A 13,226-nucleotide genomic window follows, 5' to 3' on the forward strand; every position below is an offset into this window, starting at 1 on the left:
AAGCCAAGGCGTTTCATAGCTGTTGTGTATCTATTTTAAGATTTAATTGAATCGTCAGGTTTGGCTAAAACTAAAAACGAGGCCTCTGCCTCGTTTAGTAATTATTACTGATAAAGTAAATAAGGTTGTCGCTGTCGTTTAAAGGTAGCTAAATCCTCCTGCCAGCTTTGCCTAATTTGCTGCTCAGTTTGGCCTGCTTCAATGGCTAAACGTAATTTATCAGTGCCTGCGAGCTTATCCATAAAGTCAGGACGTTCAAAAAAAGTCTGTTTGGTCTCTCGCAACGTGTGGTAGGCCGATATAAATACACTTAAATCTAGACCATGTATTGTTGAGTCACGTAAATCTTGACCAAATACTTCGACTCCTTTGAATTTAGGGTGCATTGAAGCACCTTTAATCGCCCTTGGCGTAAAACTAAACTCGCCGAGTTTAACTGGCGAGTAACCGACAACTTGAAACGGAAAGTCAGTGCCACGGCCAATAGTCACAGGGGTTGCTTCAAAGAAGCACAATGATGGGTAAAGCGCAATTGACTGGGCATTTGGCAAGTTAGGGCTTGGTTTTATTGGTAACTCATAAGCCATAGTGCGATCATAATTCACAACATGCACGACGCTTAGCTCAAGCTTACCTGCGTCATTTATCCAACCTTCACCTTTGATCATTTGGGCAAGTTCAGCCACTGTCATACCGTGTAAAACAGGAATTTCGTGCATGCCAACAAACGAGCGAAATTTTGCTTCAAGGATAGGCCCATCAACATAGGCAATATTCGGGTTTGGCCTGTCTAGTACCACAACCTCTTTATTATTTTCAGCGGCGGCTTCCATCACGTAATGCATTGAGCTTATATAGGTATAAAAACGCACACCAACATCTTGAATATCAAAAATAATAACGTCTAAATCAGCGAGCATCTCAGGGCTTGGCTTCTTGTTGCTGCCATAAATAGATACAACATCGATACCTGTTTTAGCATCTACTGTGCTTTTAACGTGAGCGCCAGCGTCATGATCGCCGCGAAAACCATGCTCTGGGGCAAATATTTTGCTAACGACAACGCCTTTATCTAGTAATGCATCAACTAAATGTTGGCCATTGACCACTGATGTTTGGTTAACCACTAAGCCAACACGTTTTCCTTTTAATGCTGGTACATAGGCTTGAAAATTGGCTGCCCCCACCTGTAGAGGCAGTGCATTTTTAGGCGCTTGTACAGGCGTTTCTTGGCAACCTAAAAGCGCAAAAAAACTAACGAGTAAAGCAGCTAATAAACGCATTATTCTTCAACCGCCTTACGTAAAAAGCCACCCGCTTTTGAAAGTAGTTGTTTTGCTTCAGGTGCAGGTTTTCCGGTTAATACGATTAAAATAGCCAGTTTTGCGCTTTGCTCAGCTTGCTTTAATGCATCCACGGCTTGCTGCTGAGAGCAATCTGTTGCTTGCATAACAATACGAATAGCACGAGCATGTAGCTTTTCGTTACTGGCATTCACATCAACCATGAGGTTTTTATAGACTTTACCGGTGCGGATCATGCTGGCTGTACTAAGCATGTTAAGTACGAGCTTCTGCGCGGTGCCCGATTTCATACGTGTAGAACCAGTCACAGCTTCTGCCCCCACCACGGGGCAAATGCCGATTTGTGGTAAACGCATCACTGCTGAATCAGGGTTACAAGTGACACCCACAGTGACACAACCAAGTGATTTAGCGTATTCAATTGCCGAGCAAACATAAGGAGTACGGCCACTGGCAGCAATACCAACCACGACATCTTTACTGGTTAAATTGGCATTTTTTAAGTCTTCAATAGCAAGTGTTGTACTATCTTCAGCGCCTTCTACGGCTTTTTTAACCGCAGTGTCACCACCAGCAATAATGCCGAGCACTTGCTGATCGCTCACGCTATAAGTAGGCGCACATTCAACCGCATCCAAAATACCTAAGCGGCCACTGGTGCCAGCACCAATGTAGATTAACCTGCCACCTTGTTGAAATGCTTCAACTACATGATCGACAGCTTCACTGATTTGCGGGATCACTAGTTTCACGGCACCCGCTACTTTGTGATCTTCATTATTGATTTTAGTGAGGATCTCAGTGGAGCTGAGCAGATCGATATCCAAAGTGTCTGGGTTTTGTCCTTCAGAGACAATACCGTTTAACTCTTCGAGTAACTCACGTTGTTGCTTAAAGACGTGCTCAGGGCTCATTGGGTTGTCCTTTTTCAATAATGTCATGGTAATGCTTTACCGCTAAAATGGCGGCACCAGTTAATGAATCTCCTTTACAAGGAGATAATTCGTTTTGTAAAGCGAGTGGCAATAACGGCTGGCTAACTTTCGCCAAACCACCAATTAAAATCACCGGTAATGGCGAGTTGCCTCGGCTTTTATTGATTAACCCAACTACCGATTGGGTATGCTCTGTTAATACCGTTTTTGCCGCCTCACAGTCGTTTTGTAAGCTAAACACCAACGGACTAAATGCTGCATAATCCGCGGGTTTTGCTTGTTTAAGCCAACTACTAATTGTTTGACGAGTGCATCCTAGCTGTTCACTCAAACGAATCGTTAATCGGCTTTTTGGTAAATTGTAAATATCTATATCATTTAATAATTGCTGCACAGCCATCAGGCCGATACGTGCACCACCGCCAAAATCATCAACGGTAAAACCCCAGCCGCTCACCAACTTAGTTTGCTTTTGCGCGTTTAATCGTGCCCCAACAGCACCGGTGCCGAGGGCAATAACCACACATGGCTCACCAAGATTAGCACCATATAATGACGTAATGGCATCGCTGGTGATTTGTAAACTGGCAAACTCTATTTCATACACCAGTTTCAGCATCACTTTAAATTGCTCAGCAAGGCTCTGCGATGAACCACCGGCAACCCCCATAACGGTGACGATTTCACTTGGCTCTGCGCCACTTTGCTGGCAAACATCACGGGTCACTTTAACAATGTTTTCTAACGCTAAATCAAGATCATTCGAGATTGATGCTGAACCAGCTTGAGCATGAAATGTAGCACCACTTGCCTGCTCTTTTAGCTCAGCTAACACTTTAGTGCCGCCACCATCGATGGCTAAAATATAGCGTAAGGCCATTTATGCGCTCTTCTCGTGCGCCGCTTTACCTAGGCAACACACCAATGTCGCAAGCAAAGTGCCAATGCATAGCTGCCAAGTAAAGCCTAAGTAAAAACGCATTGACTCAGGTAGTAACCAGTCAATCATGTACGGCTGCATTAATAAGGTCACCATAAAGCCCGCTATTAGCGCTGCTAACACTGAACCTTCACTGCCTCGTTTGGTGAATAAGGTCGTAAAATACACACCTAGTAAGCCACTGTACGAAAACACCATTACACTTAGCGCAAATTTTAATAATGGCATATCACTGTATTGCTGCCAGAAATAACAAAGAATAGCCATTAGCGCTAGGGCAAGGCTCACCAGTGCCATCCCTACACGACCCGCTTTTACAAAGTGATGGTCGCTTACTTGTTTGTTTTGTTTTTCTAAGCACGGGCGATAGATATCTTGTACGATGACTGAAGACATCGAACTAAGCCCAGAGTTCAACGTAGAAATAGCGGCAGCAATAATACCAACGCTGACTAAACCTTTAACCCCAGCTGGTACTTCGTTTAATACGTAGTACATAAAGATTGTGATTTTTTCGCCATTAAATTCTTGTACAACCGTTTTCCCTGCCTCGCTATTCATTAATGCAGGTTGCTGATAAACAATATAAAGCAGCAAACCAATAAAGATAAAAATAGCCATAACTGGGATCACCATCACCACCGATAGTAATAATGCTTTACTGCCTTCTTTTGGGCTTTTACAGGTTAATAAACGCTGCGTCATATCTTGGTCTAAACCAAAAGCCGCGATGTTTAAAAGCACAAAACCTGTTAATACAGAGGCCATGTTAAACACCCCTGACGGGCCAAAATCTAAGTCAAATTTAAACAGCGCAAGTTTTGAATCTGCACCTGGGCTTGGCTCATTCAGCGTTGCAATAATGGTTGAAAAATCAGCCGGAATTACACTCAGCAGGCACCAAATAACCGCTATAGCCGCACTCACGTAAACAATACTTTGCAACACGTCTGAGTAAATAACACTGCGAATCCCCCCCAAAAAGGTATAAAGCAAGCCAGCAAGTGCTAACACCAGAGTAGCTATAACCACACTGTCTGCATCTATATTTCCGTATAAAATCATCGCCACGGCAATGGCCGCCATGTACAAACGCGCACCACTGGCAAACACTCGGCCAAATAAATACATCAAGCCACTGCGACGCTTTGCCTTTGGACCGATGCGTTTTTCTAGTAGCTCATAAACAGTAAATACTTTTTGCTGATAGAACTTTGGAATTAAAAATGCCGATACGACAAAGGCGGCAATAAACGCACCTATATTGGTTGCAATGTAAGAGAAGTCCCCTTGATAGCCTTGATCTGGCCCACCGATAAAGGTTGCTGCAGATTGTGAGGTAGCTAAAACAGAAATAGCCACCATCCAAGTTGGCATACTATTTCCGCCTAGAAAAAAATCTTGGCTTGAGTTAGCGCGTTTGCGATTAAACCACCAGCCACTTAGCAATAAAATTGCACCGTAACTTGCGAATACGAGCCAATCGAGAAAAGCGTAATTTGCACTCATTTATTATCCTAACTCAAACCTTGTTGGAATATATTATTCCATCATTATGACAAAATTAAAATAGTTTTATTTTATTATTTTTATTCAGCTAAGCTAGGTAATTGCCACTGACTTTGCTTTTGTTGATATTGCGCCTTGGTCAAGCTGACTAATAGCGGCTTTTTACGCTCATCTAACCAAGCAAGTAGAGCATCCATATCGCTTTCTGTCATTGCTGTACAACCTGCTGTAGGCTTACTTGGCGCTCGCCATAAATGCATAAAGATACAACTGCCCGCACCATTAATATTGCTTGGGTTATGCTTAACTACAATGCCTTTTTTATAAAGGTTATCTTGGCTGTAAATATCACGACGCATCCATTCTGAAGAGTCTTTTACGGCATCTTCACCTACTTGTGCTTTATCAACCAATTGGTTGTAAAACGGTGAGCCTTTCACATCAATACAATAATCATTGGCGGTCATTGCTTGATAACTGAGGTTCGTTTGCAGTGAATCTAAATAGCCAAAGGCAGTACCTAGTTCAAAAACACCTGCTGGGGCTTTACCATCCCCTTCTTGTTTTTGCAGGCCAGGTTGTGCAGGATGCAGCCCCACTCCCCACGCAAGACCTGTACGGCCAAGCACCACCGCATGTTGCTCGCCTTGTTGTTGCCAGCTACCGGCGCTTTTTTCAAAACGATACAGTGTGGCATCAATAGCATCACTATCATTAGCGACCACCACCACGAGCTGCTGATGACTGTTATCAATAACAGGTTTAGGTAACTCTTTGCTGGCACAAGCCGATAAACTCATAGCTGCAATAAGACTGACTAGTTTTTTCATGCTGGCCATACTCCGTTTGTAATTGGTTCAAGTCCCGCTATTGATTCAATGCCAAGACCTGGGGCATCGGATAAGCGTATTTGTGGGCCGCTAAATTCAACGCCCCCTTGCACAGGGTCATACTGACCAAGGGCAGGGCCATCTAAATCGATTTTACTGATTTGCTGCGCTTTGGCTGAGGCTAAATGTGCAGCACCAGCAACGGCAATACTGCCCTCTAGCATACAGCCAATCATACATTCCGCTTGGTATTGGGCTGTAATATTAGCAATCTCAATTGCTCGGCTTAAACCGCCCGTTTTCATTAATTTAATATTGATAATATCAACTGCCCCAAGTTCTAAAAGTTGGATCACTTGCTTAGGTGAAAAGGCGCTTTCATCGGCCATAATCGGGGTGTTCACTCGCTCAGTAATATATTTGAGACCTTGAATATCACTGCTTTTTACTGGCTGCTCAACCAACTCTAATACCACGCCTGCTTGCTCTAGTTGTAGCAGTGCAAACACAGTTTGTTTGGCATCCCAGCCTTGGTTTACATCTAAACGTAACTGCACCTTAGCGGCAAAGCCTGCATGGATTGCTTTTACACGTTCAATGTCTTGATTAAGGTTATTGCCGATTTTTATTTTTAATACATCAAAGCCTTGCTCAACCGCGCGCTGACAGTCACTGAGCATTTTATCTATGTTGTCGACACTAATGGTGATATCAGTTTTCAGCGCTGACTTACCACCACCTAGTAACTTATATAAAGGCGCTTGGTAGAGCTTACCCCATAAGTCATAAACCGCCAGCTCTAAGGCCGCTTTTGCACTGTTGTTACCAATCACCGTTGATTGAATAATGTGAGTAAGCTGATTGATGTTTTCGATTTCTTGCCCGACTAGTTTAGGGGCAATAAATTGCTGAATGACCGCTATCATCCCTTGATGGGTATCACCTGTAATAACCGGTGTTGAGGCCGCAGAGCCATAGCCGATTTGGCCACATTCGGTGTCGATTAAAACCACTAAATCTTCGATAAAACTCACTTCTCTCAGTGCAGTTTTAAATGGGGTAACTAATGGCACTTTGAGCTTTGCAAAGCGAACAGCTTTAATTTTCATATTGGCCTCTAGCGAATACGCTTAATGTTATAAACACGGTCTAAATAGCTGGTTTCTTGAGATAATCTAAGTGGCAATAAGGGCGTGACCGACACCCCATTCAAGGCACTACTATAAAAGCTACCATCGCCTTTGTTATAGCCTAAGCCTTTAACGTCATGAATAACATAAGGCTCGCCGTGATGCTCCCCTAAGTACATCATCACATGACCCGGAATATAAATTAGATCGCCAATCGCCATGTTTTTAACCGTCGGCAACTTAGCATCCGCCGCGGTATTTTTATCAAAACGACTATTTTGTCCGTATTCGCTGCTGCCTTGCTGGCCTGAATTACGTGGCATTAATAGACCAAAGCTTTTATAAATCTCACCAACAAACCCAGTACAGTCGCGGCCATTGTAATCGTGCCCCCAACCATAACGCTCGCCTAAAAACTTAAAGCCTTGTTTAATCAGATTCTGCTCGTTGTAGTCTAGGTAGCCTAAATTTACATCGGCAGTTTTGCTGATCATCGCGGCTTTAATAACAAGTTTGCCTTGCTCATCGCGGGTAGGTAGCTGTACAACATGGCTAGCATAGCTGTTTTGGCCGTTGAGCAAATACGGTACTTGCTCATTATCAACTAAAGGTAAGCGTACTCCCATATCGAGCTGTACTTCTGAAAGGCTTTCATCGCTTGGCACATAAGCAGTATTTACTTTTGCACCAGTTACCACCAAGAAGTTATCTTGTTCGCGATAAGCTTTTATTTTATCTACATCAGCAAAGGCAAGATCTTCGGCAGGCGTCCACGCTAAGTAGTTGTAAGCACGTACTAACAGCCACTTTTTATCTGCGCTTTGATGCAATACAGCAACCGCTTCCCCTGGGAACATACCGCTTTCTTGAAAGCGATCTAAGTCTTGATCAAGGCCGCTATTTAAAACCCGATCCCAAGTTGGAAAAGTACGTAATGCAGTGCGCTTAACGACCACAGCAAAGCGTACCTCATTGCTATCTGCGAGCTTATTAAGGTTTAAGTTAGCCTGGTATTTTGCAAAATCTTTCGCGGTGAGTTGTCGGCCATCGGTAAAAAAGCGCGGGCTTTTTGGAATTGAGCTTGCCGAATGAATGGCGCGTGTTAGCTCGTCTTTAGTGAGCGATTTTTGAAATGACAGTGGATCAACAATGTATTTATTATCTTTAATTAATTTCTCGTTGAAGGCTGCAATTTGCGCCTCCGTCATGATCATTTTTGCTGATGCACCTTTCGCTAACCAGTAACTTGGTGAAAGCTGTGACTGCGTAACCCCGATAACATCTGATTGCCAACCCTCAGCATGCATAGGTGCACTAAAAGCAACACCTAAAGTAATTGATAAAGCGATAATTGAACGACGCATAGCTGTTCCTTAATTCTTAGTAAATGCGTGAATTTAATAATTTAGCAAATACATGCTGCCCCTTACTTGCAGTGCCAATAAGCTGTTCCGCACAAATAAAATTCACAATTATTATTTTTTTTGGAATATTTTATTAAATTTACCACAAATTTATTATGAAGCAAGGTAACTTAATTTTCATACTTATTAACTTATTTGCATCCAAGGTGTTAGCAACTACGTTTATAGTGTAAACCTCCCTTGAAAAGGAATTTATAAAAATGAACAAGTTATACCTATTGCTGGGCTGCATTAGCTGCTCAGGAGACGCGTTAGCAAATATAGAAAAAATCACTGTGTATGGGCATCGCACGGGATTGATAGGTGAATCAATTAGTGCCTCTAGCGGTGTTATTGGTCAAGGTGAAATTGAAAACCGTCCCATGCTGAGAAGTACTGAAATGCTTGAACTCATTCCAGGTATGGCGGTAACGCAACATAGTGGCTCAGGTAAAGCAAATCAATACTTTATTCGTGGTTTTAACTTAGATCATGGGACTGATTTTGCGACCAATATAGATGGTATGCCCATTAATATGCGTAGCCATGGCCATGGTCAAGGTTATACAGATTTAAACTTCATCATTCCTGAAACGGTTGCCACCGTTAGCTACCAAAAAGGAAGTTATGATGCTCGACAAGGTGACTTTTCTACAGCCGGCAGTGCCTATTTTCACCTTACAGATAATCCAAAACACCAGCAACTCGACTTTACTGTTGGTGAAGATAACTACTTAAGAGCAGTTGCCATAGGCCATATAAAAGTTGGCAACGGAAAATTAATAGCTGCAACAGAGTGGCAAGGTTATGATGGCCCTTGGCAAGACATTGATGAAGACGTAAATAAAAAGAACGCCCTACTTCGCTATGTGAACGAATCAAAAAGTGGCAACTTATCAATTACAGCTATGGCTTACGACAACAGCTGGAACTCTGCTGATCAAATCCCTCAAAGAGCTATTGCTCAAGGTATTATCTCTGAACTAGGGTCGCTGGACACCACGCTAGGTGGTGAATCGAGTCGTTATAGTTTATCGACGAACTGGCAAAACGAACACTTTGCAGCTAACGCTTATATTGTTGATTATGAGCTAAATTTATTTTCTAACTTCTCTTATTTGCTAAATGACCCTATTAATGGTGACCAATTCAACCAACAAGATAAGCGCACAATTACAGGCGGAGCTCTGAGCTATCAATTTTCCGATAAATTAAACGCTATACCTGTAAATCATAGTGTTGGTATAGAGCTTCGTAATGATAATATCGATAATGTGGGGCTTTATAATACGAAGGCCCGTAAGTTTTTATCTACTGTTCGTGAAGACAGTGTAGATGAAACAAGTTATGCCGCATTTTGGCAAACTCAATTAACATTAAGCGAGCAGCTTGAGGCGACTATCGGTGTTCGTTATGACTATTTAGATGCCAGTGTAGATAGCAACAATACGGCTAACTCAGGAGAAGCTGATGACGACTTGCTTGGTTTTAAAGCGAGCCTAACCTACTTATTCAGCGATAACTTGGCAGGTTATGCAAACTGGGGGCAATCCTTCCACTCAAATGATGCTCGTGGCGCGACAATTAGCCTAGACCCCGTCACGCTTGAAGCTGCTGACACTGTGGACTTACTTGTTAAAAGTAATGGTGCAGAAGTGGGTATACGCTACTTTGATGAAAAGCAATTCAACTTTTCTGCCGCACTTTGGTGGCTAGAGCTTGATTCTGAATTATTGTTTGTTGGCGATGCTGGTAATACAGAAGCCAGTGATGCTTCAAAACGTTACGGCTTAGAGCTCAGTGCATACTATTGGCTAGCCGATACACTAAGCCTAGATGCTGAGGCATCATTCACTCACTCTCGTTTGGATATTGATAGTAACAATGACCGTATTGAAGGAGCGGTTCCTATCGTTGCAAGCGCCGGTATAAACTGGCAAATAACTGAAAAATGGCAAACCTCATTACGCTTACGTCATATTGGTAAACGCATGTTAAGTGATGATGGCGACAAGCACTCAGAGCCGCTTACAGTCGTAAATGGTCTTGTTAGCTACCAACAAACTCATTGGAAAGTAGGCTTAGAGCTACTCAATCTGTTCGATAGTAACGACCATGATATCGATTATTACTATGCTTCACGCTTAGCGGGAGAGCCCGCAGAAGGCATAGAGGATAACCACTTTCACCCTATTGAACCTCGTACAGTGAGACTTAATCTAAGTTTATTGTTTTAATAATCGCTCTATACGTTTTAAAACCTACGTATAGAGCCCTACCGTGTGAGGTCGTCATTTATGGCGAAACTATCCTTAATGTGCGCGAAACAAGTTTCACGCCTACGGGGGTACATTTTTTGTATTTTGAGTTGGGAATTTAATTTGTGGTGTGGAAAGTGTGTGGTTTGCGAATTGCAGACACAAAAAAACCGACTTTCGTCGGTTTGTTCACTTTCTATTAGAAAGTGGCGGACGCGGGAGGATTCGAACCTCCGACCGCCTGGTTCGTAGCCAGGTACTCTATCCAGCTGAGCTACGCGTCCGCAGTGTAGTGATGCATGTTTGAGTCTTGCATTGACTGTATCTTAAAGACACAAAAAAACCGACTGCTTGTCGGCTTATGTCACTTTCTAAGAGAAAGTGGCGGACGCGGGAGGATTCGAACCTCCGACCGCCTGGTTCGTAGCCAGGTACTCTATCCAGCTGAGCTACGCGTCCGCAAATTGCATTTTATAATCTTGCAGTGATTTTTCAAAATTGGTGGGCGCAGGAGGATTCGAACCTCCGACCGCCTGGTTCGTAGCCAGGTACTCTATCCAGCTGAGCTATGCGCCCACTTTTTGATTTTAGTAAAGGATGGTGGGCGCAGGAGGATTCGAACCTCCGACCGCCTGGTTCGTAGCCAGGTACTCTATCCAGCTGAGCTATGCGCCCATTCTTTACTTTACAAGAAGACCATTTAAAAAATGGTGGAGAAGGAGGGATTCGAACCCTCGATAGAGCTACAAACCCTATACTCCCTTAGCAGGGGAGCGCCTTCGGCCACTCGGCCACCTCTCCATCTTGTGGGGCGTATAATAAAGATTTCAGGCAATATGTCAAACACTTTTCAAGGAAAATAGTGTAGATGGTCACAGAATGGTCATAACAACAAAAAACAGACAATTTTTTGCTCAGTCTTTCGCTGGTTTTTCCTTATTAGTCAATATATCTAAGCCTGTTAAAGGAATTAGCTCATCAGTCATTTCTGCGAGATATTGATCTTGATAACCCAATTGTTGAAATTCAGCAATACACGCACGATAAAACGCTTCACGCTGGTGCTCGCTTTTATTAGCTTCAGTAGACAACTGCGAAGGCTTCTTTTTCATTATTATAAAGTCCATTTACGCATTGGATGATAATCGCGCAATTTTCTCATAATCAGGTTAAAAATAACACTATTACAATTACACTTTAGAATAAAAAGTTAAAAATACGTGACTATTACAAAACAGCAATTCTGTAACTCTTTTTAGATCAGCTAATTAAAAAAAGAATGTAAGGGGACAAGCGGAAAATTTCAGAATTTTCTGATAACAAAACGCCGCTTAAAAGCGGCGTTTTAAAGACATTAGCTGATTAGTCAGCTTGAGGACGCATGTGTGGGAATAAAATCACGTCTTTAATGGTTGGTGAGTCTGTAAATAACATCACTAGACGGTCAATACCAATCCCCTCACCCGCTGTTGGCGGTAAGCCGTATTCTAATGCACGGATGTAGTCTTCATCGTAGTGCATTGCTTCATCATCACCGGCGTCTTTTTCTTCAACTTGGCGCGAGAAACGCTCAGCTTGGTCTTGTGCATCGTTAAGCTCAGAGAAACCATTGGCTAATTCACGACCGCCTACGAAGAATTCGAAACGATCAGTCACGAATGGGTTTTCATCGTTACGACGTGCAAGTGGTGACACTTCCCACGGGTAAGCTGTGATGAAAGTTGGTTGAATTAACTTGTGCTCAGCTGTCTCTTCGAAGATTTCACATAAGAACTTACCTGGACCCCAAACGCAGTTTTCTGGCACTTTAACGTGTACTTGCTTGGCGTACGCTTTAAGTTCTTCAAAATGATTTTCAGGGTCATTAAATACAGCCGCATCAAAGTCTGGATTGTACTTAAGAATAGCTTCGCTCATTGTTAGGCGTGCAAAAGGCTTCCCAAAATCATATTCTATTGAATCTACCACTTCACCGTTTTCGTCTTTCGTTGTATTAACAACAATTGGTGAACCAAGTACGTCTGTCGCAACAGTGCGTAGCATGTCTTCAGTGATGTTCATTAGGTCAATGTAATCAGCGTATGCTTGGTAGAATTCGATCATGGTGAATTCTGGGTTATGGCGCGTTGATAAACCTTCGTTACGGAAGTTACGGTTGATTTCAAATACACGCTCAAAACCACCAACAACTAAACGTTTTAAGTAAAGCTCTGGTGCAATACGTAAGTACATGTCGATATCAAGTGCGTTGTGGTGTGTTACGAATGGACGTGCAGACGCACCACCTGGGATCACTTGTAGCATCGGTGTTTCAACTTCCATGAAGTCACGATCAGCTAAGAAACGACGGATACCTTCGACAACTTTTGAGCGAATACGGAATGTTTCACGCGTCGCATCGTTAGTGATTAAGTCAACATAACGTTGACGGTATTTAGTTTCTTGGTCAGATAAACCATGGAACTTTTCTGGTAACGGACGTAATGACTTAGTAAGTAGCTCGTACTCTGTCATTTCTACGTATAGGTCACCTTTACCTGATTTATTTAGTGCGCCTTTAACACCGATGATGTCACCGATATCAAGTTGACCGTATTTTGCTTTTAATTCTTTTTGTACGTCTTTTGAGGCGTACGCTTGAATTTGGCCTTTCATGTCTTGTAACGCAAGGAAAGGACCACGTTTTGCAAGAATACGACCAGCTACTGATACAACGTGCTGCTCAGCAACTAATTCTTCTTTCGATTTATCACCAAACTCAGCTTGCAAATCAGCCGTGTAATGTTCACGACGGAATTGGTTTGGATGACCGTTGGCAGGGCAATTTTCGCGGATTGCGTCTAATTTGCCACGACGCTCAGCGATTAACTTATTTTCGTCTTGGATTTGATCAGTCATTTTTTAGCTCTTTTTTAGC

At 42.8% G+C, this 13,226-nt stretch carries 10 protein-coding genes and 5 tRNA genes; 1 reads left to right on the forward strand and 14 read right to left on the reverse strand.

Annotated features, from left to right (window positions below):
• Positions 1–104: 104 nt before the first annotated feature.
• The 7 genes from L3Q70_RS12525 to L3Q70_RS12555 form a co-directional block, all read right to left on the reverse strand.
• Positions 105–1,283, reverse strand: a complete 1,179-nt coding sequence (locus L3Q70_RS12525) for a DUF1343 domain-containing protein (RefSeq protein WP_237114355.1) — start codon at positions 1,281–1,283, stop codon at positions 105–107.
• Entirely contained in the window at positions 1,283–2,218 is a 936-nt protein-coding gene (murQ, locus tag L3Q70_RS12530) for an N-acetylmuramic acid 6-phosphate etherase (RefSeq protein ID WP_237114356.1), read from the reverse strand. The genes L3Q70_RS12525 and murQ overlap by 1 nt, the downstream gene beginning before the upstream one ends.
• Positions 2,208–3,119 (reverse strand): BadF/BadG/BcrA/BcrD ATPase family protein, encoded by a 912-nt coding sequence (locus tag L3Q70_RS12535; protein WP_237114357.1) that lies wholly within the window; start codon positions 3,117–3,119, stop codon positions 2,208–2,210. The genes murQ and L3Q70_RS12535 overlap by 11 nt, the downstream gene beginning before the upstream one ends.
• Positions 3,120–4,688 (reverse strand): sodium:solute symporter, encoded by a 1,569-nt coding sequence (locus L3Q70_RS12540; protein ID WP_237114358.1) that lies wholly within the window; start codon positions 4,686–4,688, stop codon positions 3,120–3,122.
• 80 nt (positions 4,689–4,768) lie between these two features.
• The gene (locus tag L3Q70_RS12545; RefSeq protein ID WP_083515321.1) at positions 4,769–5,518 is read right to left on the reverse strand and encodes a L,D-transpeptidase family protein; all 750 of its coding nucleotides are present in this window, start codon (positions 5,516–5,518) and stop codon (positions 4,769–4,771) included.
• Positions 5,515–6,627 carry a dipeptide epimerase gene (locus L3Q70_RS12550; RefSeq protein WP_237114359.1) on the reverse strand — a complete coding sequence of 371 codons (1,113 nt, stop codon included), beginning with the start codon at positions 6,625–6,627 and terminating at the stop codon, positions 5,515–5,517. Before L3Q70_RS12550 ends, L3Q70_RS12545 begins: the two co-directional genes overlap by 4 nt.
• Before the next feature lie 8 nt (positions 6,628–6,635).
• Positions 6,636–8,012 carry an SH3 domain-containing protein gene (locus tag L3Q70_RS12555; protein ID WP_237114360.1) on the reverse strand — a complete coding sequence of 459 codons (1,377 nt, stop codon included), beginning with the start codon at positions 8,010–8,012 and terminating at the stop codon, positions 6,636–6,638.
• A 260-nt stretch (positions 8,013–8,272) separates the two neighbouring features.
• Here L3Q70_RS12555 and L3Q70_RS12560 point away from each other — a divergent pair, with 260 nt between their 5' ends.
• Positions 8,273–10,288 carry a TonB-dependent receptor gene (locus tag L3Q70_RS12560; RefSeq protein ID WP_237114361.1) on the forward strand — a complete coding sequence of 672 codons (2,016 nt, stop codon included), beginning with the start codon at positions 8,273–8,275 and terminating at the stop codon, positions 10,286–10,288.
• A 228-nt stretch (positions 10,289–10,516) separates the two neighbouring features.
• On the opposite strand, the gene L3Q70_RS12565 is transcribed toward L3Q70_RS12560, so the two are convergent.
• The 7 genes from L3Q70_RS12565 to lysS all read right to left on the reverse strand — a co-directional run bounded on the left by L3Q70_RS12565 (position 10,517) and on the right by lysS (position 13,207).
• Positions 10,517–10,593, reverse strand: a tRNA-Arg gene (locus tag L3Q70_RS12565).
• A 98-nt stretch (positions 10,594–10,691) separates the two neighbouring features.
• Positions 10,692–10,768, reverse strand: a tRNA-Arg gene (locus L3Q70_RS12570).
• Positions 10,769–10,808: 40 nt separating this feature from the next.
• A tRNA-Arg gene (locus L3Q70_RS12575) sits at positions 10,809–10,885 on the reverse strand.
• 22 nt (positions 10,886–10,907) lie between these two features.
• Positions 10,908–10,984: transfer RNA gene (locus L3Q70_RS12580), tRNA-Arg, on the reverse strand.
• Between the two features lie 33 nt (positions 10,985–11,017).
• A tRNA-Ser gene (locus tag L3Q70_RS12585) sits at positions 11,018–11,110 on the reverse strand.
• A 113-nt stretch (positions 11,111–11,223) separates the two neighbouring features.
• Positions 11,224–11,421 carry a hypothetical protein gene (locus tag L3Q70_RS12590; protein WP_062569582.1) on the reverse strand — a complete coding sequence of 66 codons (198 nt, stop codon included), beginning with the start codon at positions 11,419–11,421 and terminating at the stop codon, positions 11,224–11,226.
• A 250-nt stretch (positions 11,422–11,671) separates the two neighbouring features.
• Entirely contained in the window at positions 11,672–13,207 is a 1,536-nt protein-coding gene (lysS, locus tag L3Q70_RS12595; RefSeq protein WP_062569581.1) for a lysine--tRNA ligase, read from the reverse strand.
• Positions 13,208–13,226 lie beyond the last annotated feature (19 nt).

The sequence above is a fragment of the Pseudoalteromonas sp. CF6-2 genome, assembly GCF_021729425.1.
Lineage (GTDB): Bacteria > Pseudomonadota > Gammaproteobacteria > Enterobacterales > Alteromonadaceae > Pseudoalteromonas > Pseudoalteromonas arabiensis.